This is a genomic window from Paraburkholderia sp. MM5482-R2 (assembly GCF_050436125.1).
Classification (GTDB): domain Bacteria; phylum Pseudomonadota; class Gammaproteobacteria; order Burkholderiales; family Burkholderiaceae; genus Paraburkholderia; species Paraburkholderia tuberum.
Map to the genome: position 1 here is coordinate 2,661,819 of NZ_JBNDLP010000003.1, position 25,586 is coordinate 2,687,404.

General features: G+C 63.3%; 23 protein-coding genes and 2 pseudogenes. 9 read left to right on the forward strand and 16 right to left on the reverse strand.

The window, feature by feature from the left end; all coding sequences use genetic code 11:
- Positions 1-73: 73 nt before the first annotated feature.
- Both acnD and prpC read right to left on the reverse strand, forming a co-directional pair.
- The gene (gene acnD, locus OKW37_RS34190) at positions 74-2,671 is read right to left on the reverse strand and encodes a Fe/S-dependent 2-methylisocitrate dehydratase AcnD (protein WP_429403573.1); all 2,598 of its coding nucleotides are present in this window, start codon (positions 2,669-2,671) and stop codon (positions 74-76) included.
- 112 nt (positions 2,672-2,783) lie between these two features.
- Positions 2,784-3,953, reverse strand: a complete 1,170-nt coding sequence (gene prpC / locus OKW37_RS34195; protein ID WP_184060451.1) for a bifunctional 2-methylcitrate synthase/citrate synthase — start codon at positions 3,951-3,953, stop codon at positions 2,784-2,786.
- A gap of 237 nt (positions 3,954-4,190) precedes the next feature.
- On the opposite strand from prpC, the gene prpR reads away from it, so the two are divergent.
- Positions 4,191-6,149: a propionate catabolism operon regulatory protein PrpR gene (prpR, locus tag OKW37_RS34200; RefSeq protein ID WP_429403574.1), complete on the forward strand. Its 1,959-nt coding sequence runs from the start codon at positions 4,191-4,193 to the stop codon at positions 6,147-6,149.
- Between the two features lie 6 nt (positions 6,150-6,155).
- On the opposite strand, the gene OKW37_RS34205 is transcribed toward prpR, so the two are convergent.
- Positions 6,156-7,022, reverse strand: a complete 867-nt coding sequence (locus tag OKW37_RS34205; RefSeq protein WP_429403575.1) for a hypothetical protein — start codon at positions 7,020-7,022, stop codon at positions 6,156-6,158.
- A gap of 166 nt (positions 7,023-7,188) precedes the next feature.
- Positions 7,189-7,452 (reverse strand): hypothetical protein, encoded by a 264-nt coding sequence (locus tag OKW37_RS34210; RefSeq protein WP_090809231.1) that lies wholly within the window; start codon positions 7,450-7,452, stop codon positions 7,189-7,191.
- Between the two features lie 96 nt (positions 7,453-7,548).
- Here OKW37_RS34210 and OKW37_RS34215 point away from each other — a divergent pair, with 96 nt between their 5' ends.
- On the forward strand, positions 7,549-7,755 hold the full coding sequence (locus OKW37_RS34215) for a hypothetical protein (protein ID WP_429403576.1): 207 nt from the start codon (positions 7,549-7,551) through the stop codon (positions 7,753-7,755).
- 58 nt (positions 7,756-7,813) lie between these two features.
- Here OKW37_RS34215 and OKW37_RS34220 read toward each other — a convergent pair whose 3' ends face one another.
- Both OKW37_RS34220 and OKW37_RS34225 read right to left on the reverse strand, forming a co-directional pair.
- The gene (locus OKW37_RS34220; RefSeq protein ID WP_090809227.1) at positions 7,814-8,089 is read right to left on the reverse strand and encodes a hypothetical protein; all 276 of its coding nucleotides are present in this window, start codon (positions 8,087-8,089) and stop codon (positions 7,814-7,816) included.
- Complete coding sequence (locus OKW37_RS34225) at positions 8,089-8,841, reverse strand: hypothetical protein (RefSeq protein WP_429403577.1); 753 nt, start codon at positions 8,839-8,841, stop codon at positions 8,089-8,091. The genes OKW37_RS34220 and OKW37_RS34225 overlap by 1 nt, the downstream gene beginning before the upstream one ends.
- Before the next feature lie 140 nt (positions 8,842-8,981).
- Between OKW37_RS34225 and OKW37_RS34230 the strand changes: the two are divergent.
- A pseudogene (locus tag OKW37_RS34230) lies at positions 8,982-9,752 on the forward strand (isocitrate/isopropylmalate dehydrogenase family protein); the annotation flags it as partial.
- A gap of 96 nt (positions 9,753-9,848) precedes the next feature.
- Here the strand turns inward: OKW37_RS34230 and OKW37_RS34235 are convergent.
- Genes OKW37_RS34235 through OKW37_RS34250 form a run of 4 tightly spaced genes read right to left on the reverse strand, consistent with a single transcriptional unit; the run spans position 9,849 to position 12,392 of the window.
- Positions 9,849-10,907 (reverse strand): hypothetical protein, encoded by a 1,059-nt coding sequence (locus OKW37_RS34235; protein ID WP_429403578.1) that lies wholly within the window; start codon positions 10,905-10,907, stop codon positions 9,849-9,851.
- Positions 10,838-11,470 (reverse strand): hypothetical protein, encoded by a 633-nt coding sequence (locus OKW37_RS34240; protein ID WP_429403579.1) that lies wholly within the window; start codon positions 11,468-11,470, stop codon positions 10,838-10,840. Before OKW37_RS34240 ends, OKW37_RS34235 begins: the two co-directional genes overlap by 70 nt.
- Entirely contained in the window at positions 11,467-11,910 is a 444-nt protein-coding gene (locus OKW37_RS34245) for a hypothetical protein (RefSeq protein ID WP_429510036.1), read from the reverse strand. Before OKW37_RS34245 ends, OKW37_RS34240 begins: the two co-directional genes overlap by 4 nt.
- A complete protein-coding gene (locus OKW37_RS34250; RefSeq protein WP_429510038.1) occupies positions 11,910-12,392 on the reverse strand; it encodes a glycosyltransferase family 2 protein in 483 nt (160 codons plus the stop codon). The genes OKW37_RS34245 and OKW37_RS34250 overlap by 1 nt, the downstream gene beginning before the upstream one ends.
- A 377-nt stretch (positions 12,393-12,769) precedes the next feature.
- On the opposite strand from OKW37_RS34250, the gene OKW37_RS34255 reads away from it, so the two are divergent.
- From OKW37_RS34255 to OKW37_RS34275, 5 genes are all read left to right on the forward strand, one after another.
- On the forward strand, positions 12,770-13,465 hold the full coding sequence (locus OKW37_RS34255; RefSeq protein WP_429403581.1) for a class I SAM-dependent methyltransferase: 696 nt from the start codon (positions 12,770-12,772) through the stop codon (positions 13,463-13,465).
- 13 nt (positions 13,466-13,478) lie between these two features.
- Positions 13,479-13,886: a GtrA family protein gene (locus OKW37_RS34260; protein ID WP_184039660.1), complete on the forward strand. Its 408-nt coding sequence runs from the start codon at positions 13,479-13,481 to the stop codon at positions 13,884-13,886.
- Between the two features lie 168 nt (positions 13,887-14,054).
- The gene (locus OKW37_RS34265) at positions 14,055-15,041 is read left to right on the forward strand and encodes a M14 family metallopeptidase (RefSeq protein WP_429403582.1); all 987 of its coding nucleotides are present in this window, start codon (positions 14,055-14,057) and stop codon (positions 15,039-15,041) included.
- A 384-nt stretch (positions 15,042-15,425) separates the two neighbouring features.
- Positions 15,426-16,784 (forward strand): MFS transporter, encoded by a 1,359-nt coding sequence (locus OKW37_RS34270; protein WP_187614185.1) that lies wholly within the window; start codon positions 15,426-15,428, stop codon positions 16,782-16,784.
- A gap of 385 nt (positions 16,785-17,169) precedes the next feature.
- Positions 17,170-17,502: a hypothetical protein gene (locus OKW37_RS34275; protein WP_184039654.1), complete on the forward strand. Its 333-nt coding sequence runs from the start codon at positions 17,170-17,172 to the stop codon at positions 17,500-17,502.
- Positions 17,503-17,526: 24 nt separating this feature from the next.
- Here OKW37_RS34275 and OKW37_RS34280 read toward each other — a convergent pair.
- The 6 genes and pseudogenes from OKW37_RS34280 to OKW37_RS34305 form a co-directional block, all read right to left on the reverse strand.
- Positions 17,527-17,649 (reverse strand): annotated as a pseudogene (locus tag OKW37_RS34280) (glycosyl hydrolase 53 family protein); the annotation flags it as partial.
- Between the two features lie 37 nt (positions 17,650-17,686).
- Positions 17,687-19,651 (reverse strand): beta-galactosidase, encoded by a 1,965-nt coding sequence (locus tag OKW37_RS34285; protein WP_429403583.1) that lies wholly within the window; start codon positions 19,649-19,651, stop codon positions 17,687-17,689.
- A 60-nt stretch (positions 19,652-19,711) separates the two neighbouring features.
- Positions 19,712-20,563: a carbohydrate ABC transporter permease gene (locus OKW37_RS34290; protein ID WP_429403584.1), complete on the reverse strand. Its 852-nt coding sequence runs from the start codon at positions 20,561-20,563 to the stop codon at positions 19,712-19,714.
- Positions 20,564-20,590: 27 nt separating this feature from the next.
- A complete protein-coding gene (locus tag OKW37_RS34295; protein WP_429403585.1) occupies positions 20,591-21,496 on the reverse strand; it encodes a carbohydrate ABC transporter permease in 906 nt (301 codons plus the stop codon).
- A 78-nt stretch (positions 21,497-21,574) separates the two neighbouring features.
- Positions 21,575-22,774 (reverse strand): ABC transporter substrate-binding protein, encoded by a 1,200-nt coding sequence (locus OKW37_RS34300; protein ID WP_429404367.1) that lies wholly within the window; start codon positions 22,772-22,774, stop codon positions 21,575-21,577.
- 171 nt (positions 22,775-22,945) lie between these two features.
- Positions 22,946-24,085 (reverse strand): ABC transporter ATP-binding protein, encoded by a 1,140-nt coding sequence (locus OKW37_RS34305; protein ID WP_429403586.1) that lies wholly within the window; start codon positions 24,083-24,085, stop codon positions 22,946-22,948.
- Positions 24,086-24,289: 204 nt separating this feature from the next.
- On the opposite strand from OKW37_RS34305, the gene OKW37_RS34310 reads away from it, so the two are divergent.
- A complete protein-coding gene (locus OKW37_RS34310) occupies positions 24,290-25,306 on the forward strand; it encodes a LacI family DNA-binding transcriptional regulator (protein ID WP_187619798.1) in 1,017 nt (338 codons plus the stop codon).
- Positions 25,307-25,586: the final 280 nt, after the last annotated feature.

Here is a 25,586-nt window from a genome sequence, read left to right on the forward strand (position 1 = left end):
AGGGCGATGCGGCTCGTCAAGCCGCATCGCCCTGGTCTGTTGCGACGTTCACTGCAAAACGCGCATCTACCCGTCAAGCCGCCGCTCTGGTCGACTCGAGAAAGTCCTGCGCGAAACGCTGCAGCACGCCACCGGCTTCGTAGATCGACAGCTCTTCGGCCGTATCGAGCCGGCACGTCACCGGCACTTCGACGCGCTCGCCGTTGCGGCGATGAATCACCAGCGTCAGATCGGCGCGCGGCTTGCGCTCGCCGATCACATCGAACGTCTCCGTGCCGTCGATGCCGAGCGTCAGGCGATTCACGCCCGGCTTGAATTCGAGCGGCAACACGCCCATGCCGACGAGGTTCGTGCGGTGAATCCGCTCGAAGCCTTCCGCGACGATCGCTTCGGTGCCGGCCAGCCGCACGCCCTTCGCGGCCCAGTCGCGCGACGACCCCTGGCCATAGTCGGCGCCCGCGATCACGATCAGCGGCTGCTTGCGCTCCATATACGTTTCGATCGCTTCCCACATGCGCGTGACCTTGCCTTCGGGCTCGATACGCGCGAGCGAACCGGCCTTCACCTGGCCATTCTCCAGCACCATCTCGTTCTTCAGCGTCGGGTTCGCAAAGGTCGCGCGCTGCGCGGTCAAGTGATCGCCGCGGTGCGTCGCGTACGAATTGAAGTCCTCTTCGGGCAGGCCCATTTTCGTCAGGTATTCGCCGGCCGCGCTGTCGGGCAGAATCGCGTTCGACGGCGACAGGTGGTCCGTCGTGATGTTGTCGCCGAGCACGGCCAACGCTCGCATGCCCTTCAGCGTGCGCTCGCCGGCGAGCGCGCCTTCCCAGTACGGCGGACGGCGAATATAGGTGCTTTCTTCGCGCCAGTCGTACAGCGGGTCGGCCTTCGCGCCGGTGTCGGGGGAGACCGCGAACATCGGTTCATACACTTTGCGGAATTGCTCGGGTTTCACGCTCGCGGCGACGATCGCATCGATCTCCGCATCCGACGGCCACAGATCTTTCAGCGTGACCGCATGACCGTCCGCATCGACGCCGAGCACGTCCTTCTCGATGTCGAAGCGGATCGTGCCCGCGATCGCATAGGCGACGACCAGCGGCGGCGACGCGAGAAATGCCTGCTTCGCGTAGGGGTGGATCCGGCCGTCGAAGTTGCGGTTGCCCGACAGCACGGCGGTCGCATACAGATCGCGCTCGATCACTTCCTTCTGAATCACTGGGTCCAACGCGCCGGACATGCCGTTGCACGACGTGCACGCATACGCGACCACGCCGAAGCCGAGCTGTTCGAGTTCAGGCAAGAGCCCTGCCTCTTCCAGATACAGCGTGACCGCCTTCGAGCCCGGCGCGAGCGAGCTCTTGACCCACGGCTTGCGCACGAGTCCACGCCGGTTCGCGTTGCGTGCGACCAGGCCCGCCGCGATCATGTTGCGCGGATTGTTCGTGTTGGTACAGCTCGTGATCGCGGCGATGATCACCGCGCCGTCCGGCATCAGACCGGGCTCGTTCTCGACCTTGCCGCTGACGCCGCGCGCGGCCAGCTCCGACACCGGCAAGCGGCGATGCGGATTCGACGGCCCCGCGAGCGTGCGCACCACGCTCGACAGATCGAACTCGAGCACGCGCTCGTAGTCGGCGTGCTTCAGCGTATCGGCCCACAAGCCGGTTTGCTTCGCATACGTTTCCACGAGTTTGACGAGTTCGTCGTCGCGGCCGGTCAGCTTCAGATAGCGGATCGTCTGCTCGTCGATGTAGAACATCGCGGCAGTCGCGCCGAACTCGGGCGCCATGTTCGCGATCGTCGCGCGATCGCCCAAGGTCAAATTCGCCGCGCCCTCGCCGTAAAACTCGAGGTACGCGCCGACCACCTTCTCTTTGCGCAAGAACTCGGTCAACGACAGAACCACGTCGGTCGCGGTAATACCCTCGCCCGGCTTGCCGCTCAGCTCCACGCCGACGATATCGGGCAGCCGCATGTACGACGCGCGGCCGAGCATCACGCTCTCCGCTTCGAGGCCGCCGACGCCGATCGCGATCACGCCAAGCGCATCGACCATCGGCGTATGCGAGTCGGTGCCGACCAGCGTGTCGGGAAACGCGACACCGTCCTTCACCTGCACGACCGGGCTCATGCGTTCGAGGTTGATCTGATGCAGGATGCCGTTGCCCGGCGGAATCACGTCGACGTTGCGGAACGCGCGCTTGGTCCAGTTGATGAAATCGAAGCGGTCTTCGTTGCGGCGATCTTCGATCGCGCGATTCTTCGCGAACGCGTCCGGATCGAAACCGCCGCACTCAACGGCCAGCGAGTGGTCGACGACCAGTTGCGTCGGCACCACCGGATTCACGAGCGCCGGATCGCCGCCTTGCGCGGCGATCGCATCGCGCAGACCCGCCAGATCGACGAGCGCGGTCTGGCCGAGAATGTCGTGGCACACGACGCGCGCCGGGAACCACGGAAAATCGAGCTCGCGCTTGCGTTCGATGATCTGTTTCAGCGAAGCGGTCAGCGTCACCGGATCGCAGCGGCGCACCAGGTTTTCGGCGAGCACGCGCGACGTGTACGGCAGCTTGTCGTAGGCGCCGGATTTGATTGCGTCGACCGCGGCACGCGTATCGAAGAAGTCGAGCTTGGTGCCCGGAAGGCGTTTGCGGTTGGCAGTATTCATGGCGTAGGGACAGGACGGTTATCGGCCGCCGGACAGGATGCCGGCGGCGTCCGGCGGCGCTTCTCGCGCGCGGCCGGTTGGACAGTGCAGGCAGTTTAGCTCGCTGCTCGCGTCAAACGCGCTTCGCCAGCGGCACGAACGGCAGATCGTCCGGACCGGTGTAATTCGCGCTCGGGCGGATGATCTTGTTGTCGACGCGCTGCTCGATGATGTGCGCGCTCCATCCTGCCGTACGCGAGATCACGAACAGCGGCGTGAACATCGCGGTCGGCACGCCCATCATGTGATACGACACCGCGCTGAACCAGTCGAGGTTCGGGAACATCTTCTTCGCGTCCCACATCACCGATTCGAGCCGTTCGGCGATCGAGAACAGTTTCGTGTTGCCCGCTTCCTTCGACAGCTTCTTCGCGACTTCCTTGATGATCTTGTTGCGCGGGTCCGAGATCGTGTAGACCGGATGGCCAAAGCCGATCACGACTTCCTTGTTCTCGACGCGGCGGCGGATGTCGGCTTCGGCTTCGTCAGGCGTCTGGTAGCGCGACTGGATTTCGAACGCGGCTTCATTGGCGCCGCCGTGTTTCGGGCCGCGCAGCGCGCCGATCGCGCCGGTGACCGCCGAGTACATGTCCGAGCCCGTGCCCGCGATCACGCGGCCGGTGAACGTCGACGCGTTGAACTCGTGCTCCGCGTACAGGTTCAGCGACACGTGCATCGCATCGACCCACGCCTTCGACGGCTCGACGCCGTGCAGCAGATGCAGGAAATGACCGCCGATCGAATCGTCGTCGGTTTCGACCTCGATGCGCTTGCCGTTGTGCGAGTAGTGATACCAGTACAGCAGCATCGAGCCGAGCGAGGCCATCAGCTTGTCGGCGATATCGCGCGCGCCGGGCAGGTTGTGATCGTCTTTCTCGGGCAGTACGGTGCCGAGCACCGACACGCCGGTGCGCATCACGTCCATCGGATGCGCGGCGGCCGGAATCCATTCGAGCGCGGCCTTCACGTTGGCGGGCAGGCCTCGCATCGACTTCAGCCTGGTCTTGTACGCGGTCAGTTCGGCCTGGGTCGGCAGCTTGCCGTGGACCAGCAGATAAGCGATCTCCTCGAATTCGCACGCCTCGGCGATGTCGAGAATGTCATAGCCGCGATAGTGCAGATCGTTGCCGGTCTTGCCGACCGTGCACAGCGCGGTGTTGCCCGCGGTCACGCCCGACAGCGCGACGGATTTTTTCGGTTTGAAAGCGCCTGCGTTCGGCGTACTGTTGTCTGCTTCGCTCATCGATTGTCTCCAGAAAGGGTTGGAATTTGGCCATTGCTTCGACTGGGCTGCCTTGTACGCAAGGAACGGGCCAGCCCCCTCACCGCCAGCTAAGTGCCTGATTTGGCGGGAGTCCGGCGAAGCGATGACGCGACCCCGTCCGACGCTCGATTTCATTAATGAAACTCCGGATTTCAAATCGGCAATGAATGCTCGCATAATGGAGGTCCCGAACCGTCCCGTTGCGAGCCGTCCGCCTTGAGCACGCCTCTTTATGAACCGCCGCAGCGTCCGCGCGTCTGGGCGCTCAGCATTAGCCGCCTGCGCGATCTGTTCTTCGACATCGCCGGCGAATACGTGGAACGCGCGGATGTTCGCATCGTGTCGCACGCCTTCGAAGACGCGGTGCGCGAAATCGAGGCCGCGGGCGCCGCGCGGCCCGACGTCGTGCTCGCGGGCGGCTCGAACGGCGCGTATCTGAAGACGCGCGTGTCGGTGCCGGTCGTGCGGATCAGTCCGACCGGCTACGACGTCATGCATGCGCTCGCCCGCGCGCGTCGGGAAGGCCCGCGCGTCGCGCTCGTCACGCACGGCGACACGCCCGACGAAGTGCGCCGTTTCACCGCCGCGTACGCGCTCGATGTCACGTTCGCGTCGTATCAGTCGGCGCAGGACGCAGAGAGCGTCGTGCTCGATCTCAGCGATCGTGGCATCGACGTCGTGGTCGGCCCAGGCATGGTCACCGATCTCGCTGCGAACGCCGGCATGGGCGCGGTGTTTCTTTACTCGCGCGCGTCGGTGCGGGCCGGTTTCGACACCGCGCTCGAAGTCGCGCAGGCGACGCGCCGCGAAACCGTGCGACGTCAGCGGCTCGACACGCTGCTGCAGCACCTGCGCGACGGCGTGGTCGCGCTCGATGCGCAAGGCCGCGTCGAACTGATGAACCAGCGGCTCGCGAGCGTGCTCGGTATCGATGCCGCGAAGGCCGTCGGCCGCGCGCTGCTCGAACTCGCGCCCGACCTCGCGGGCAGTCTGCCGGACGCGGAGGGCGACAGCTTCTGCACGGTGCGCGGCGCCAGCTATGTCGTGCATCGCGGGCCGCTCGCAAGCAGCGGCGCGGCGCCGGGCACCGTACTGACGTTTCAGGAATCGCGCGCGGTCGAACGGCTCGATCGGACGCTGCGCGCGCGTCAACGCGTGCAGCAGTTCACCGCGCGCTACCGGCTCGACGATATCGTCGGCGCGTCGGAATCGATCGAACGGGTGCGCGCGCTCGTCGTGCGTTATGCGAGGTCGGACGCGACCGTGCTGATTCTCGGCGAAAGCGGCACCGGCAAGGAAATGGTCGCGCAGAGCATGCATCAACTGAGCGCGCGACGCGACTTCGCGTTCGTCGCGATCAATTGCGGCGCGTTTCCGGAGGCGCTGCTCGAAAGCGAGCTGTTCGGCTACGAGGAAGGCGCGTTCACCGGCGCGCGCAAGGGCGGCAAGGCGGGGCTGATCGAGGTCGCGCATCGCGGCACGCTGTTTCTCGACGAGATCGGCGAGATGCCGTTGCCGTTGCAGAGCCGCCTGTTGCGCGTGTTGCAGGAGCGCGAGGTGGTGCGGCTCGGATCGACGGAGCCGATGCGCGTCGATATCCGCATCGTCGCGGCGACGCATCGCGCGCTGACCGACGCCGTCGCAGAGGGCAGTTTCCGTGCCGATCTGTACTACCGGCTCAACATCCTCAGCATCGCGCTACCGCCGCTGCGCGAGCGGCCGAACGACCTGCTGCCGCTCGCCGCCGAACTGTTGCGCCAGGCGGCCGCGCGCGAGCCGAGGCTGGCGGCGCGCGTGCCCGACGCGCCGACCGCCGCTCGCATGCTGGAGGGTTTGGGCGCGGCGTTGCGGCGCTATGCGTGGCCGGGCAATGTGCGCGAGTTGCAGAACGTGATCGAGCGGATCGCGGTTGAACTCGCCGATGGCGATGCGGACACGGATGCGAGTGCGGCGCTCGTCACGCGCGACATGCTGCGCGCGATCGCGCCGGAAGTCGTCGAGCCCATCGCGCGCGCGAAGCCGGCGGCGCTGACGCTGCGCGAGCGCAGCCGTCATGTCGAGGCCGATGAAATCCGCGCGGTGCTCGCGGTTCACGACGGTGATCGCGATGCGGCTTGCGCCGCGTTGGGCATCAGCAAGACGACGCTGTGGCGCAAGCTGAATGCGGGGCGGTAGAGATGGTTACGGTTTCACTGCCCGCACGATCACGCCGTTCCAACCGAATACGACGCGATGCGCATCCATGCGGAATACGGCCGCGCAATTGTCGCTGTCCAGCAGTAGGGTCTTCGGCGGCAAGCCCGTATCTTCGAGGTTGATACCGTAATAGTCCTTGAGCTTCGGCGCGGTATTGACGGTGCGGACGTTGAAACCGCCGTGCGGACGACAGCGCTCGCCTGCGAATTCGATCTGCCCAGTCGATATGCTCAGCACCTTGCCGAGCAGTCGTTTTGCCTCAGGTATTCCGCCCGAGACATCGCTGTATCCGACCACATCGGTGACGGTCCATTTTCCGTTGAATGATGACGGGGTGGCCGTGATCCCGGTGGCAGAGCAGGTGGTCGCAGTCAGGTAAATGATCAGCGCCGGGCACAGTGGTTTGAGCATCACGGTCGCTGCTTCCTGAAAGGCGCCGATTCCCCTATCCGCCGATTCGCCAGTCCCCGGCTTCTGCGGGGCGAGCCAATCGGGCGCCCCCGCCGATCGCGTGGGGTCACCATGATATTGAGCGACATGTGCTGCGCGACTCCTTCCATATCCCCCCGATTTGCAGGGTCCAGCGCTTCTCGTGTATTCCGATCCGTCGAGTTGTATGCGAAAGAGACTGCCTTGCTGCCATGTCATCTCCTCGAAAACAATTGCATACGCGAGCGCTACGGACAACTTGCTCACTGCCCGTAACGCGAGCGGAAATTTACCATCGCTTGCCCTGCTTGAAGCGCTATGCAGTAAATTTTGGGCCGTCGCCCAAACAAACCGCATACCGTCGTCATCCGGCATGCCGCGCTGATAGTCGAACGGCTGCGCATTGCTGAGATTCTGTGGCACGCGGGGCTTTTGTAATAGCGCCCATAAAAACCGCCTCAATAGAGGCAGTAACAGTAATGCAACAGGGGTACCAGGGGAAACAGGCAACCATCGACTCTGCTGCTGGCGACCCGATCATCATACGGACCCTTGACTGGTGGATCCGACTTCGCTGACGCGGTACGGCCTACGGAAACGGAAACTGATCCGGCTCCACGCGCAAACGTTGCTGCACTTCAGGGTGATATATCGAGAGAACGCCAAGCGCCATAGCGCCGAGACGCTTCGCGATGTTTTCACCTAATTTGCCGCCCGGAATCGCTGAAAGACGCCAAGGCGCGACAACGGCGTTTTCGCGTAGAGCGGCCAAGTCGGAATCCTTGAGTGAATACATTTCAAACTGTTGCAGCTCTTCGTTATACGAGACGACGAATGATTTTGACGGGACCATAGTTCAGTACCCTCGACATTGGTTATACAACCGGAAAGCGTTGTCCTTGCACGCGCGCCCGGTTGCCGCAGCGACACCACCGCGGCCGGAGCAGTCGTGGCGGCGGTACTCGCAAGGACGGGCTGGCAGCGGGCAGACGTGATCGTCTATCGCGACAGCACTGGGCAGTTCGACGGGCTGCTGGTGGACGACGACAGCTTTGCCGGCATTCTCCCACTCGGCGGCGCACGTTCGCTAGCGGACGCGCTCGCGCGACTTCCTGAAGCGCTCGCGGCCCTGCGCGGGCCGGACGCGCAACAGTAGGTTTGATAATTCCCGAATGCCCGTTGCACGCACAGCGCATAAGTGCGCGGGCGGCGAGCTACGTCTGTGAAGGCTTGTCGATCGGCTCTTGCGTAACCGACATGTACTGCTTGATGTCAGGCTGACCGAGCGCAATCACGTTGAGTATTGCGACGCCGAGCCTCCGCGCAAATTCGTCGTCGAGTTTGAAATCGTACTCATCGAGAAGGATCGGCATTTCAATTTTCCCGGCCAGCAACGGAGCAAGCCTGGTGGGGTCAACGGTTTGCACCGTGAGCCGTTGACGGTCCTCTGTATAGGTTAGAACCACGGAATACGGCGGATGAGTAGCCATCAATATCCTCTGCACTGTTGATAGTTCTGGAATGCCTGCGTTTTGCATAGCGCGATGCCGCGTGTACCGCCCATTGGGCCAGCCAGTGCGTTGCACAGGTCTATGTCCCGTTCGTACTGCGCGAAGCATTCGGCCTCGTGAAAATCGCTCACTCCGCGCGCCGCAATGTCCTGCACATCGTCACTCACGGCATCTGGCTGATAGTTGAACGCCTGAGCATTGCCGAGGTTCTGCGGCGCGCGCGGGCTGTTGCCATAGAGCGAACTTAGCATGTCCGCGTCGGCCGGTTGTTGCGCGCGTGCGGGCGCTGTCCGGGAAGCCTTTTCCCGCTGCTCCCGTATCGCCTGCACGCACTTGAGCATCTCGTCCCGCTCAGGGACGAAGATCAGGCTACCGTCCTTCACTTCGTTGTACAGGGCTTTGGCAACCTCATCGTCTTTCATCCTGTACATATGAAAGCAGTTGTCACTCCGGCCGAGCATATCGCGTAACTCATATGACTGGTGCGACAGCAGCACGGATGGGCTATGTTGCAGCCACGCCGCGCGCGCTTCCTCCATGCCCTGCACAATGTCATCGTGTGCTTCGCGGGCTGTGCTCGCCGGCAATGCAAAATGGAACCACCGATCCACGTCAAACAGCCAGCGAGACCTGATGTGAAGGTTGAACGATCTGTAAAGGCTGACCGAGAACAGATGTCCGTGCCGCCTTTCACGGACCTCATGATAAGAACCCAGGGAAAGTGAAGTCATCGTGCCTCACAGTCAATAAAGGAGGCCCGATTGTGCATCAAGGTACCATCCCCAAAAAACCCCTGGTTAAGCCTTGCAGGAGGGGCACGCCGCGCCTGGCACGGCATGAACGAATGCACCACGAATAAAATAACCACCACCATCTGCGGCCCGCACGGCTCTTTGCGGGCGTTCCCTCGCCGCTCGCGGGACGCAAGGCCGGCGACATCGACTTCTGGATCGTGCGCGAGAACACCGAGGGCGAGTATTCGTCGGTGGGCGGCGTGATGTTCGAAGGCACCGAGCGCGAGTTCGTGCTGCAGGAGTCGGTGTTTACGCGGCATGGCAGCGAGCGCGTGCTGAAGTTCGCGTTCGATCTCGCGCAGCGCCGCGCGCGCAAGAAAATCACCGTCGCAACGAAGAGCAACGGCATCGCGATCAGCATGCCGTGGTGGGACAAATGCGCGGCCGGCATCGCCGCGCAGTATCCGGACGTCACGTGGGACAAGCAGCACATCGACATCCTGTGCGCGCGTTTCGTCCTGAACCCGGACCGTTTCGACGTGGTCGTCGCGACCAATCTGTTCGGCGACATCCTGTCCGATCTCGGCCCCGCGTGCACGGGCACGATCGGCCTCGCGCCGTCGGGCAACCTGAATCCGGACCGCAAGTTTCCGTCGCTGTTCGAGCCGGTGCACGGCTCGGCACCCGATATCGCCGGCAAGCACATCGCGAATCCGATCGCGATGATCTGGTCGGCCGCGATGATGCTCGACTTCCTCGGTCATTCGAGCGGCAAGGAGCGCGAAGCGCACGACGCGATCCTGAAGGCGATCGAGGCGACGCTGATCGAGGGTCCGCACACCGGCGACCTCGGCGGCAAGGCAAGCACGAGCGAAGTCGGCGAGGCGATCGTGGCAAAACTCGCCTGATATGAACGACGCGCCAGGCCCATCAAAGCGCGCTGTGAATGCCTGGCCGCCGATCGTTCGACATGAAGGGATGACGGCGCAACGCCGGATGCGCCGTTATCGACAGTTGCGCCGCTCGTAGAGCGACCATTCGCCCTCGTGCGTCACCAGGGCGACATCGCATTCGCCATTGGCGAAGAAATCTTTCGGCAACGGCCCCTCCTTGCGAACGAAGAAATAGCGGTACAGACGGCCATTGTCCTTATTCCATTCGAAACCCGCCGGATCGTGTTCGAGCGTCAGCGGGGCCATAGGCATCATGCCCGGCCTGAAGCGCGCGATCTGCGGCACGTAAGTCGCGAAGTTCGGATCGACGAAACCGTGTTTCTCCGCCTGATACCACAGCGACTGGTGCTCGTACGCGGCCGGGCTCCTGTACGCGGGACTCGCGCGATCGAATATCAGACTTAGCGCGCGTTGATCCGGTTCGGTCCGTGACAGCAGCGCGTCCAGCGGCGCGTTCTCGACGGCGAAACGATGCAGACGAACCGTCTGGTCCGCAAAGAAGATCCAGCATCCGGCGATGATCAACGCTTGTACGGCGACGCCGGGCAGCGCACCCCGGTTCGAACCGGACGACGCACGGCGAGCGCCGTTCGCCGACGTTTGCGGCGCGCAGAACATCAACGCATACGCGGGCAACAGAAATAGCGCGAAACGGTGATACAGGTACGCAGTCTTCAGCGCCGTGCCCGGCACGACGAACCACACGAACGCCACGGCGAGCATCGGCACGAGGACCGAGCGATCGGGATTGATCCTGTTGCGCCATAGCCACGGCGCGGCGAACATCAGCGCGACGAGCGGCAAATACACGGCCGCGCTTTTGTTCATGCCCCACACGTAGACGGGCAGCGAGAGCACCCGCTGCAAGTCGAAGCCCCATTTGAATACGTCTACGCCGGGCACCGTCTGCCCGAGCAGCGGATCGGTCGCGCGGCTCCACACCATATACGCGATGCACAGCACACCGAGCGGCACGAACGGCGCGAGCGCGAGGATCTTGCGGACGAACGTCTTCTGTTTGAACAGCACGAAGCCGACGCCTACCGCCATCGCAAGCAGAAACACGGCCCGTGACAGAAGAACAGCGCCGTGCCCGCAACCAACATCCATACCCCCTTCCTGACGGAAGTCGCCTTCGCATAGTCGTGCGAGAGCCACATGAACAGAATGCCCAACGGGGTCGCGACCAGAAACGTATAGAAGCCCCACATGAAGGCGAAGCCGAAAAATCCCGGCACGAACAGCCAGTCGAGCCGTGGATCGCCGCCCAGATACCTGCGAAAGCCCACGCATGACGCCACGAACGCGAAATACGCGAGCATCAGCACGCAATTGAGCGCGGCGCCGATCGGCATCAGATACGTGAGCGGCAGCGCGAGGCCGTAGCCGACGAGATACGGCGTCAGCAGATTGAGCTGCACGAGGTTTTGCCACGGCGACGTATGCTCGAGCAGATCGCGCAGCAACATCACCTGTCCCGCATGTTGCGGCAAGTCCACCAAGGGCGGACGCGGCGCGATCCAGAACAACGCTGCGCCATACAGCACGGTGACGATGAAAAGCACGCGCGGAAGAATGGTGGCGAGCCGGCCGGAGCGCGAAAACAGCGCGTCTGCGGACACCGCGTCGGCGCCCGGGGTCGCCGGCGCCGAACGATCGACGGGAAAATTCATAACGTTTGCTCAATGATGAAACGGGGACGGTGCTTGGTTTCGGCGTACGTCTTCGAGATGTAGCCGCCGATTACACCGAGGAAGAGCAACTGGATACCGCCGAGAAAGTACATTGGGATTACCGTCGAAGCCCAGCCGGGCACCGTGAGGTTGGTGAAGATGCGCGCATAGGCGGCCCATGCGCCGAAGCACAGCGAGCCGATCGCCAGCAATGCGCCGATGCGCGTACTCCATTGCAAGGGAACGGCGGAGAACGACGTGATGCCGTCCAGCGCGAGGACGATCATTTTGCTGAGCGGGTATTTGCTCTCGCCCGCAAAGCGCGCGGCGCGCTCGTATTCGACGATCGCAGTCTTGAACCCGAGCAGCGGAATGATGCCGCGCAGGAAAAGATTGACCTCCTGAAACTGACGCAACGCTTCCACTGTCTTGCGGCTCATCAGGCGAAAATCCGCGTGGCCCGGCAGGATATCGACGCCGAACGTCCGGAGCAACTTGTAGTAGTTGCGAGCGGTGAAGCGCTTGAAGAATGTGTCGTCGTACGTTTGTGACGCACGCCGAAGACGATTTCCGCACCCGACTGATATTCCGCGAGCATGCGTGGAATGGCTTCGATATCGTCCTGAAGATCCGCGTCGAGGCTCACGAGTACATCGCCTTGAGCCGTCATCAGACCGGCGAGCAGCGCATTCTGATGACCGCGATTGCGCGAGAGTTTGATGCCGCCGCAGCGGGCATTCTGCGCGTGCAGCACTTCGATGATCGACCAGGTACGGTCGCGGGAACCATCGTCAATGAAAGTGATGCGGCTTTCGTTGCTCACCTCGCCGGCCTCGATCAATCGCTCCAGAAGTGCGAGCAGCCGCTTACTTGTCTCGGTGATAACCTCTTCTTCGTTGTAGCACGGTACGACGAGATTCATCGTCGTCATAGGCAACTCCCTATTCTGAAGCTGGCTCGACCCAGAGTCAGGCACAGAGTCCGGCGTTTAACCTAGTTGGACATTAGTACGCATCGCCGACCACAGGCAAGCATACGGGACCTCTTTGTCCGAAATGTACTAAGGCATCGGAAAAAACGTCGAATTAGAGCCGCAACGGAATTACCACATCGGAATACGAACAACCACTTTTTACTGGCACTGGTCTGCATCAGCATGCCGATACGCGCAAGGCCATGCGATTGTTCGCGTGGTCCCGTATGATTGGGTCGTGGAGACAATGGAGAATGCATGAACCGTCACGCCAGATCGCTTTCCAATTGCCTTTGGAACGGATGTTCACGGAAAGGATGAATAGCATGGACAAGGCCGAGTTCGACAGCTTTGCTGACGAGTATCTTTCGCTGCACGCCCGTAACATCGCGGCATCGGGAGAAGGTCCGGAGTTTTTCGCCGAGTACAAGATCCGCGACATCGCCGAGGAGATGACGCGACGCGATGCGCTGCCCGCGCGCATGCTCGATTTCGGATCGGGCGTGGGCACGTCGATTCCATGGGTGAAGCGCTATTTGCCGGACGCACAGCTCACGTGCGCGGATGTATCGGAGCGTTCACTGGAAGTCGCGCACAGCCGCTTTCCCGATTCCTCGCGCTTCGTCCACTTCGATGGTCACACGCTGCCTTTCGAGCAGGGCGAATTCAATCTCGCCTATGCGATGTGCGTGTTCCATCATATCGATCACGCCGAGCATGTTCATTTGTTGGGCGAACTGAAACGCGTCGTGGGTCCGCGGGGCACGGTCGTCATCTTCGAGCATAATCCGCTGAACCCGCTGACCGTCAGGGCGGTCAACGCCTGCGAGTTCGATGTGAACGCCAAACTGATCACCGCGCGCAACATGAAGCAGGCGTGCCTCGATGCGGGCTTTTCCGACGTTGTCGTGCGCTTCCGGATTTTCTTTCCTCACATGCTGGCCAAACTGCGTCCACTCGAAAAATATCTGAGCCATGTTCCGCTCGGCGCCCAATATGCCGTCTACGCGAGCGCCGCATGAAGGCGGCCATTCGATGAACAGTCTACGCACGACAGCATCGCGTACCGAACCTCTTCGCCAGTTCATCAAGTATCTTCTGGTTGGCGGCCTCAATACGGTGATCTCGGCCGCAATCATCTTTATCGTGCAAGCGGCGGGCGCGATTCCTGTAGTTGCGAACATAGTCGGCTACGCGATGGGTGTGGGACTGAGCTTCGCGCTCAACAGCAGGTTCACGTTCAGGACGGAGGCCACGCGGCACACCGCCATCCGCTTTCTGATCGTCGTGCTGATCTCGTACCTGGCCAATCTCGCGACGATGGTTTCGGTGTTGCATCTCACGCACGCGCCCTATCTCGCGCAACTGTGCGGCATTCCCGTCTACGTGATCGTGGGCTTTCTCGGCAACCGGTATTGGGCGATGCGCGGGCGTGCACGCTGAAGATGCGCCTCGCATCCGCACGTCATTGATATCCGTTCACGATTTTGTCGACGTGGCGGGATACGGTAAGCACATGTCGGAAGAACATTTACTATCTTTTGCGGAAGGTGCCAGGAATAACAACGTCTTACGAAAAGATTATCAATGCCATTCACCGAGGACGCCGCCATGAGCCGAGAAGCCTATCCGATCGAAGTCGAATTCCCCGATATCGCGCCGCACGAGCCATCGTCGTCGGGCGTTGCATACGTCCACACGTTCGATTCGGGCGTGCCCGGCCCGCACGTGATGATCAACGCGCTCACGCACGGCAACGAAGTGTGCGGCGCGATCGTCATCGACGAGCTGCTGCGCCGCGCGTTGCGGCCGCGACGCGGACAGCTCACGCTGTCGTTCGCGAACGTCGCCGCGTACCGGCGCTTCGATCCGGCGAATCCGGACGCCGCGCGCTTCGTCGATCAGGACTTCAACCGCGTGTGGACGGCGGCGGTGCTCGACGACACGTCGCGCAGGTCGAGCGAGCTGCAGCGCGCGCGTGCGATGCGCCCGGTGATCGATACGGTCGACGTGCTGCTCGACCTGCATTCGATGCACGAGCGGTGCAAGCCGCTGATCGTCGCGGGACCGCTGCAAAAAGGCATCGACCTCGCGGTGCGGCTCGGTACGCCCGCCGCGGTGATCTGCGACGAAGGGCATCCCGAAGGCCGCCGCATGCGCGACTACGAAGGGTTCGGCGATGCCGCGAGCCCGAAGAACGCGCTGCTGATCGAATGCGGCCAGCATTGGGAGCGCCGTGCGGTGGCGGTCGCGCGCGATACGACCGCGCGCTTCCTGCTGCTGGCCGGCGTGATCGACGAAGCGGATCTGCCGCCTGGATGGCTCGCGCCATTGCCGCCCGAGCAGAACATCGTGCGCGTGACACAGCCGGTCGTCGCGACCAGCATGGACTTCAGCTTCGCCGCGGCGTACACCGGCCTCGAAGTTTTCGCCGAGGCGGGCGCCGTGATCGGCTGGTCGAACGGCGAAGAGGTGCGCACCCCCTACGACAACTGCATGCTCGTGATGCCGTCGCTGCGGCAATTACGCCCCGGTGTGACGGTGGTCCGGCTGGGGCGAATCGAGCGGACGGTGGCCAATCCCGGGGTGACGGCCTGACGGGCAGATGTCTCGACGTCGTTCGCCGGTTGCTTTGGCGCGTTGAGCTTGGCGCGCCTCGTCCTTTCTGCGGCCCGATTGCAGCGCGCCGCCTCCCACGCATCGGCGGGCACGTCCGCCACTGCGAAGCTCGGGTATTCCCCCGTTGACCGCATCGAATTCATTCCTTACAGTGGCGCGCGTTCGCATAGAGAATCACAGTTCTTTATTCGAACAAATTCCCTCGCCCGGCGCGATTCAGTCAAACCGATCCGTCCGGGATGATTCATTGCCGATGAACGGCCAGTTGGCCCGCCGCAGGCATCGTACGCCGTTGCCAGACGGCGTACAGTCTTAGAGAAGAATAGCTCGTCGTGTCGGGCCTTTCGCTGCCAGGAGACCATCATGAACCGCAGCCCCGCTGTGAACGTTCAAACCTTCATCAACGAGCATCCGTTTTCGCCGTTCCAGTGGCTGATCTTTTTCATGTGCTTCATCATCGTCCTGCTGGACGGTTTTGACACTGCCGCGATCGGCTTCATCGCGCCTTCACTGATCACCGAATGGGGTATCGACAAGCCCGCGCTCGCGCCAGTCCTGAGCGCCGCGCTGTTCGGCCTCGCGTGCGGCGCGCTCGGCTCGGGTCCGTTGTCCGACCGCCTCGGGCGTCGCTCGATGCTGGTCGGCTCGGTGCTGCTGTTCGGCGTCGCCTGCCTCGCGTCGGCGTTTTCGACCGGCATCGACCAACTGACCGTGTTGCGCTTCGTCACCGGCGTCGGCCTCGGCGCCGCGATGCCGAACGCGGTCACGATGATGGGCGAGTACTGCCCGGACAACCGCCGCGCCACCATGATCAACCTGATGTTCTGTGGCTTCCCGCTCGGCGCCGCGTTCGGCGGCTTCCTCGCCGCGTGGATGATTCCGCATCTGGGCTGGCGCAGTGTGCTGATCCTCGGCGGCGTCACGCCGCTGCTGCTGTTGCTGCTGTTGCTCGCGAAGATGCCGGAGTCGGTCCGCTACATGGTCGCGAATAACAAGCCGGCCGAGCGGATTCGCGCGGCTCTCGCGCGCATTTCCGGCGACGCGGTGCAGGCCGCCGGTTTCACGATGACCGAAACCGCGCCGCAAACCGGCGGCAAGGGTCTCGGCGTCGTGCTGTCGCGCTCGTACATCGTCGGTTCGGTGATGCTGTGGGTCGCGTACTTCATGGGCCTCGTGATCTTCTACGCATCGATCAACTGGATGCCGATCCTGCTGAAGGACGCCGGCCTCACGCCGCAACGCGCGACGCTGATCTCCGCGCTGTTCCCGCTCGGCGGCGTCGGCGCGGTACTGGCCGGCGTGCTGATGGACCGCTTCAACGCGAACCGCGTCATTGCGGTGTGCTATGCACTAACCGCCGTCAGCGTGTACTTCATCGGTCAGGCGGCCGGCAACGTCGGCGCGCTCGTGCTGATCGTGTTCATCGCCGGCGTGCTGATGAACACCGCGCAATCGTCGATGCCGGCGCTCGCCGCCGCGTTCTACCCGACCGTGGGCCGCGGCACGGGCGTCGCGTGGATGCTTGGCGTCGGCCGCTTCGGCGGCATTGCGGGTTCGTTCCTCGTAGCCGAGCTGGCGCGCCGCCACTTCTCGTTCGGCGGCATCTTCGCGACGATCGCGGTGGCGGGTCTGCTCTCTTGCGTCGCGCTGCTGATCAAGCAGGCGGCACGGCCGCAGGCGGCGGAAGCGGGTGCGTCGAAGACGGAGTCGTTCGGCCATTGAGCCTGCAATGAAATGTGCGCGCCAGCGGACCGGTGACGGTTCGATCGAGTGGTGACCCAGAAGCCGCCCTGCGAATCGCAGGGCGGCTTTTTGTTTCGCTGAACGGCTGGAATCTCTCGCTTACCTGAACGCGAGCAGTTGCTCGACACACAGCAGCACGGCAATCAGAACCATCGCCGCGCCTGAAACCTGGCTAAAGGATCGGCCGCTGCCGCTGTGACGCATCGACGTCACATCCGTTCGCCTGCGGCATTGGGATCCACGGCGGCGAAAAGCGCCCCGGCCTACTTCCCGATACACTACGCAACAATTTTTCCGCGCGCGGCCAGGCGCGGCGATCACCGCCGCTGCCGCGCCGCCGCCGTCTCATGTCAGGACTCCAGTAATGAAACGCGTAGTCGTATCCGCGCTCGTCGCGCTGTGCATCGCGCAGCCGGCCGCTCAGGCCGTCGCGCAGACCGTCAGCGATCAATGTTTCGCGCTCGGCGATATCGCCGGCCAGGTCGCGTCGTGGCGCGCACACAAAAAGACCAAAGCTCAGGCGCTCGAGCAGGCCGCCCACTACTACAAAGACCCGTCCGACCGCGCGGCCGTCGACGCGATCATCGAAAAGATCTACAGCCCCGACGCGCCACACATGACGCCCGATCAGGCGAGCATGGCGATCACGTCGGAGTGTGTGAACCAGCACAAGGGGCAGGCATCGCCGGCACAGTGATGCCGGCGTGTCACCCGCGATGCGCTAGCGCCGCCGGAACGCATCCAGCGACGACAGTGCGTTGCCGTGGAAATCGAACAGCGTGTTGTTGTCCCACTGGTCGCCGGCGCCGACTTTCCACCCGACGTTCGGCGTCGGAATCCACTCGGTTGACTTCCTGCCGTGACGTGACAACCACACCACGTCACGCGTCTTTCCACGCGCAGACGTCGCCGGTATTCAGGCGCGGCTCGCCGAGCACGAACGTCGCATTGCGCGGTGCTGGCGCCTGCACCGGTTGCGCGCCGAAATTGAATGCGAAGGTCAAGCCGCCGCGGCGGCGCAGCCTCAGTCCATCGGCGAGTATCTGCGTATCGAGGCCCGCATCGCGCGCCGCCTGCCGCAACAGCGTGCGATGCAGTTCATGCGACAGCCAGCCGGCCACATAGCGCACGTTGCCGTGCGTCAGCAGCGCGGGCCAGGCATCGTCGAAGCGCGCGGCAATGCGTGTCTCGCCATTGGCGCGCACATGCTCGCGCCAGTGCAGCGCGTAACCCTCGGTGCCGTCGATCGACAGCGCGGGCGCGAGCGTCGAGCGCAGCGTTTCGACTTCGAGCACCTGGATCGGCAGCGCGCGCTGCAACGCGCCGGGCGGCAGATTGCCGGGAATCGCGAACGCGTCGGTTTTCGAGCCGCTGCGCGGGCCGAACACCCATTGCGCGTTCGAACGCGCGATCTGCTCGACGAGCGCGGCGTCGATCACCGCGAGACTCGGCAACACGACTAGCTGGTAGCGCGAAAGATCTGCCCGGCTCGACACGATATCGACATCGAGCCCGAGTTCGCGCAGCGACTCGTAGTAGTCGAACGCGAGCGTCTGGTAGTCGAAGCCCTTGCCGTGACGTTGGATTTCGAACATCCACTGCGTCTCGTAGTCGAATACCAGCGCGGTGGCCGCGCGCGCGGGCGCGGCGAGCGTCGACAGCGCCGTACTGCCCGCGATCTCACGCGCGGCCCGTTGCACCTCGAGACCGCCCGGCGACAGTTCGTCGTTCGGCAGATTGAGCCCGGAATGCATCTGCTCCTGCGCATACGGGCACTGACGCCAACGGAAATACGACACCAGCTCCGCGCCATGCGCGAACGCCTCGTACGCCCATAGCCGCACCATGCCCGGCGCCGGAATCGGATTGCACGACGCCCAGTTCACCGGACCGGCCTGCTGCTCCATCACCCAGAAGCGCCCGCCGCCAATGCCCCGGTAGCGGTCGTGATCGAACGCGGACACGTCGGGATGTCCGGTACGCGCGAAGCGCGCCTTCTGCTCCTGCGGCAACGCGATCGACTCAGTGCGCGCAATCGGATAGCTGTCCCATGCGGCGACGTCGATCGCGTTGTCGGCGGCGAAGCGATAGTGATCGAAGGTCGTGAAAAAGCCCATGAAGTTGTGCAGCAGATCCGCGTTCGGCGCATGCTCGCGCAACACCTCGATCTGCTCGCGATGGAAGCTCGCCACCTCGTCGGACATGAAGCGGCGGAAGTCGAGCAGATGGATCGGATTGGCGTCGGTGGGTGTCAGCGTCGGCAGCCCGATCGCGTCGAACGACGGGTACTCCATGCTCCAGAACACATTGCCCCACGCGTCGTTCAACGCGCCGATCGTTGCGTAGCGCCGCTGCAGCCACGCGTGAAAGCGCTGCAACGCCGCGGCCGAATAGCTCGGCACCGTGTCGTGGCAGCCGAGTTCGTTATCGGTCTGCCATGCGACGATCGACGGATGCCGGCCATAGCGCTTCGCCATGGCGGTGACGATGCGCACGCATTCGCGCCGGTACGTGTCGCTCGAAATATCGTAGTGACGCCGCGAGCCGAAACTCCAGCGCGCGCCGTCCGCGCGCACCGGCAACACGTCCGGGTGGGCGTCGACGAGCCACTTCGGCGGCGAAGCGGTCGGCGTGCCGAGCACGAGTTTCAGGCCCGCTTTCGCGAGCGTTTCGACCGCTTCGTCGAGCCATTGCCAGTCGAATTCGCCGGCGCGCGGCTCCATACGGCTCCACGCGAATTCAGCGATCCGCACATGCGTGATGCCGAGTTCGACCATACGTTGCGCGTCGTCGGCCCACATCGCGCGCGGCCATTGTTCCGGGTAGTAGCAGACACCAAGTTGCATGTGAAAGTCTCGTGGTGAGTTGACGTCGAGCCGTCGTTTCAATCGTGTTTCAAGCGCCCTTTATCCCTTGCTCGCCCCGAAGGTCAGTCCGGCGACGAAGTGCCTTTGCATGCCGAAGAACATCAGCACCGAAGGCAACGCGGCCAGCACCGAGCCCGCCGCGACGAGGTTCCACGCGGTCGTCCACTGCCCTTTCAGCGCGGCGACGCCCACCGTGATCGGCGCGGCGTCGTCGCCTTGCGTGAGGCACAGCGCCCAGAAGTAGTCGTTCCACACGAACGTGAACACGAGGATCGCGAGCGCGGCGAGCGCGGGGCGGATCAGCGGCAGCACGATGCGCAAATAGATCGTCCACTCGCCCGCGCCTTCGACGCGCGCGGCCTCGATCATCTCGAACGGCAGTTGCTTGATGAAGTTGCGCAGAAACAAGGTGCAGAAGCCGGTCTGAAACGACACATGAAAGATCACCAGCGCCCACACGGTGTTGAACAGGCCGAACTTCAGCGCCATGTCGCGCACTGGAATCATCAGGATCTGGATCGGCACGAAATTGCCGGCGACGAACGCGAACAGCACGGCCGTGTTGCCCGGAAAGCGATACGTCGCCAACGCGAAGCCCGCCATCGACGCGAGCACGATCGCGCCGACCACCGACGGCACCGTGATCAGCACGCTATTGGCGAAGTAATGCAGCATCGGCGTTTGCGTGAGCGCGGTGCCATAGTTCTCGAGCAACGCGAAGTGTTTCGGCCATGTCCAGTAGTCGCCTTGCGACAATTCATCCGTCGAGCGGATCGAGGTCAGCAGCACGGCGAGCATCGGCAGCAGCCAGATAAACAGCGCCAGCGGCAGCGAGGCCTTGTAAAGCGTGCGATTCAGCGGTTTCCAGCGTTCGACGGGAAGCGGATACATGACCGGGTACTCCTGAGGTTCAGAGAATCAGCGTTCCTCGCGCAACATGCGGCGCAGATGGAACACGATATAGACGAGCATGATCGCGAACAGCACGACCGCAATCGCGGCGGAATAGCCTTCGCGGTAGTACTTGATCGCCTGGTCGTACATGAAATAGGCGAGCACGGTGGAACTGTCGAACGGACCGCCGCCACTCATCACCGCGATCAGATCGAAGCTGCGCAGTGCGCCGATCACGGTCAGCACCACCGCCATGAAGGTGGCGGGCCGCAATTGCGGCAGGATCACGTGCCACAGCAGTCGCAGCCCCTGCGCGCCTTCCATGCGCGCGGCCTCGACCACCTCGGGATTGATGCCGGTGAGCCCGGTCAGATACAGGATCATGCAGAACGGCGCCTGCGGCCACAGCGCGGCGAAGATGATGCCGAGCGTGACCGTATGCGGATCGCCGAGCACCGGAATGCCACGGCCGACGATCAGCCGCAGCAGCCCGAACGTCGGATCGTAGAACCAGCTGAATACGAGGCCGACCACGACGCCCGACAGCACGAACGGCGCGAAAAACAGCGACTTCACGACGCGCATGCCGCGCACCTGCTGGTTCAGATACAGCGCGAACAGCAGACCGAGAGGCGGCGCGAGCAGAAACAGCGCGAGCCAGATCAGGTTGTTCTTCAGCGCCGTATAGAACGTATCGGACTGAAACAGCTCGACGTAATTGGCGAGACCGGCGAAGGTCTTCGGCGTCATGCCGTCCCAGTGGTAGAAGCTCAGCGAAATGCTGCTGATGATCGGATAGATCACGCACAGCGCGAACAACGCGCAGCCCGGCAGCAGAAAGTAAAACGCGGCGCGATGCTGATGACGGCGCGTCGTCGAGACGCGACGGTGCCGCGCCGCGGGCAGGCGGCGCGCTGCGGTATGAGACATGGAACGGCCTCGTCGGAAATCGAAGGCGGAATGGGGGCCCGGAAGCCGGCCGCGATCGAGCGGCCGGCGCGGCGGGACTTACTTCTGGTAGATGCGCTTGCGCGTCGCTTCGAGATGAGCGAGCACGCTGTCGAGTTGCGACGGATCGCTGTAGAACTGCTGCATGGCCTTCATGCCTTCGTCGGCCATTTCCTTCTGCATATCGCGATCGTAGAACTGCGCGATGCCGCCCTTCGTGTTCGCGAGCGTCTGGAAGCCGACCTTCGAGATCGCGTCCTCAGGCGGCGCCGCCTGGCTGTTCGACGGCAACTGTCCCCAGCCCTTCGCGAGTTCGGCGTTGATCTTCGGCGTCTCCATGAACGCGAGCAGCTTGCGCGCGTCGGCCTTGTTCTTGGCCTTCGCCGGAATCAGCAGCACGTTGACGGGGCCGTCCTCGGCCATCGGCACGTTCGCGTCGAGCACCGGAAAGCGGAAGAAGCCGATCTGGTCCTTGATCGACGGCGGGAAGCTCGCCGAGAAGAACGTGCCCATCAGCATCATCGCGGCTTTGCCGTTGTTGAGGATCGGGCCGATCGAATCGACGTCGTACGACAGCGCATTATCGATAAAGTCGTGATTGTCGAGCAGCGTCTTCCACGTCGTGTAGACCTTCTTCACGCGCGGATCGGTGTACGGAATTTCGCCGGCCATCAGCTTCTGATGGAACTCGTTGCCGTTGATGCGCAGATCGAGATAGTCGAACCAGGCGGCCAGCGTCCAGCTGTCGCGAGCAGCCACCGCGATCGGCGCGACGCCGATCGCCTTCAGCTTCTTGTTGGCTTCGAGCAGTTCGTCCCACGTTTTCGGCTCGCTCCTGATGCCGGCCTTCTCGAACAGATCCTTGCGATAGAAGAAGCCGTACGCGTCATAGCCGAGCGGTGCCGCATACTGCTTGCCCTTGTACGTCGACGCGTCCTTGACCGACGCATACTGCTGCGACCAGCCGTTCTTCGCCCAGTCCGAGCTCAGATCTTCGAGCAGACCACGTTGCGCGTAATAGGCCATCCGCTCGCCGTCGTGCCACGAGACGACGTCGGGTGGATCGGTGGCGAGCCAGCCGCCCATCTGCACCTTGTAGGCTTCCTCGGTCACGTAGGTGATTTTCAGGTCGATGTCGGGATTGGCTTTCTTGAACTGGTCGAACGCATCCTGCCAGGTCGAGCGCTGATTACCGCGCGCCGATACGTTGACGTTCAGCGTGGCCGCGTCGACCGCGGCGCTGCCGAGCGCGCCGGCCATCACGGCGGCGGCGATCGACACCTGTGCGAAACGGCGAAGGCGAAGAGCAATCATCTATGTCTCCTTGTCTACCTTGTTGACCGGCTACGCAGCGTGGCCGGCGATGTAACCCGCTCTATGGCGGAATTCAGTCTGACGAACCGTTCAAGCAGGTCCGCCGTCGACGATCGTTCAGGCGGCCGCGCGTTCCGGCTCGAACGTGCTACGCCGCAGCGCGAGTCCCTGTTCGTCGAACAGATGACAGGCAGCGGGCGGAACATGGACGCGGATGCGCTCGCCCGCGCCGAGCGGCGTATCGCCGGGCGCCTTCGCGATCAGCGTGCCTCCCGCGTGGTCCGCGTGGATATAGCTGTGCTCGCCGAGCCGTTCCGATAGCACGGTCGTGCACTGAATGAACTGTTCGTCGCCATCGAGCCGCAGATGCTCGGGGCGCACGCCGAGCGTGACGCGCTGGCCGCGTTGCAGCCGTGTACCGTCGACGTGCGCGACCAGCTTTTCCGCGCCGGCCACGAGCGCCACCGTCACACGCCCCGGTTCGATCGACTCGACGGTCGCATCGACGAAGTTCATACGCGGCGAGCCGATAAAGCCCGCGACGAAGCGCGACTTCGGGTGGTGATACAGCTCGAGTGGCGCACCGCTCTGCGCGATGCTGCCGAAGCGCTCGGCATCCGCGCCCGCATGCAGCAGCACGATGCGATCGGCAAGCGTCATCGCTTCGACCTGATCGTGCGTGACGTACACGACGCTCGCATTCGCGAAGCGCTGATGCAGACGCGCGATCTCGACGCGCGTCTGGCCGCGCAGCGCCGCGTCGAGATTCGATAGCGGCTCGTCGAACAGAAACACGCCCGGCTCGCGCACGATCGCGCGGCCGATCGCGACGCGCTGTCTCTGGCCGCCCGACAGCGCTTTCGGATGTCGTGCGAGCAAGCTTTCCAGTTGCAGAATCCGCGCGGCTTCGCCCACCTTGCGCTCGATCACGTCCTTCGGCTGCTTCGCGAGCTTCAATCCGAACGCCATGTTGTCGAACACGGTCATGTGCGGAAACAGCGCGTAGCTTTGGAACACCATCGCGACGCCGCGCTCGGCAGCCGGCACGTCGTTGACGAGGCGGCCGCCGATATGCAGCTCGCCTTCGCTGAGGTCTTCGAGACCGGCGATCATCCGTAATAAGGTCGACTTGCCGCAGCCCGACGGGCCGAGAAACACGCAGAATTCATGCTGCGCGATCTCGAGATTCACGCGCCGGATCACCGGCGGATGTTCGCCGTAGGCCTTTTGCACATCGCTCAAACGAATCGTCGCCATGCTGTCTCCGCCTTGATTTAACCGCTTAAATTTTGGCCGAAATAAAACGCCCTGGCCTTGTGCCGGCGGCATTTAATCGCTTAAATTCGAGTTCGACGGGTAAAGTCATGGTGGATGTCTCCGTTACGTTTTTGAGAAAGTTAGCAATGTCGCAGGCCGTTTGCAACATTTGAATTGACCTCCCTAAATATGGGATAACTCGACATGGTCACGTTGTCCGAAGTCGCGAAACGCGCGCAGGTTACCGCCGCCACGGTCTCCAACGTGCTGCGCAATCGCGAGAAAGTCCGCCCTGAAACGGCTGAGCGCGTGCTGCAGGCGATCGCCGAACTCGGCTACCGGCCGAACCTGAATGCGCGCGCGCTCGCCGAAGGCCGTTCGTCGACGCTCGCGCTCATGCTGTCGAACATCTCGAACCCGTTTTACCCGGAGTTCGTGCTCGCCGCCGAGCGCGCGGCGCGCAAGACCGGCCACTTCCTGATGGTCTGCAATACCGACGACGATGCCGAAATCGGCCGCGCATATCTGAACCAGATTGCCGGCACGCTCGCCGACGGCGTGCTCGTGATGAACACGGACATCACGATCAACGACCTGTGCGCGTCTGCGACGCATAGCGCGCCGATTCTGCTCGCCATGTGGGAGCACCCCGAGTCGCCGCCCGAGCTACCGTGCATCGCAGTCGACTTCGCGCGTGCCGGCGAGCTGGCCGCGGGGCATCTGCTCGGACTCGGCCATCGCGAGATCGGCTTGCTGATCGGCGACGGCTGCGGCGGTTTGCAGGACGCGCGCTCGAACGGCTTTCGCGCCGCGATGCGCATGGCCGGCATCGAAGCCGATGCGGCCGCCGTGCTGCAGATTCGCGACTCGATCGACGCCGGCTTCGCCGCCTGCATGGAACTGATGGCGAACCGCCCGCAACTGAGCGCGATCTTCGCGACCAACGACCTGCTCGCGATCGGCGCGATCCAGGCGTTGATCACGCTCGGCCGCTCGGTTCCCGACGACGTGTCGGTGATCGGCATCACCGACATTCAGCTCGCGCATCAGGTGCATCCGGCGCTGACCACGGTCGCGATTCAAACCGCGGCTGTCGCGGAGCTTTCCATCGAGAGCCTGATCCGTTTGATCCAGACGCCGGAGCGGCAGCCGTCGATGGTGCTCGGGCCACCGCCCGAGCTCGTGGTGCGCGCCTCGACCGGGCCGCGCAGGAAACGCTGACGCGTTAGGGCCTGTTCACGCTAATAACGGGCTTGCGAACGTGCATTTGCGCGCGTAGTGCAAGGAGAGAGGAGCGCCGTTTGGCCGAGCCAAACAAGCGACGACCGACGCCGCAATACGGGCGCAAAGGCACGTTCCCCTGTTTTAAAAAACCTTCAAGGGGCTGGCCGCCAGAAGGGCCGATCGCCGCGTCATGCTCCTTGCGAATACGTCGAGTATTCGTTGCGTCGCAATCCTTGCGCTCGGCCCTTCTGGCGGCCAGCGCAAGCCCGTTATTAGC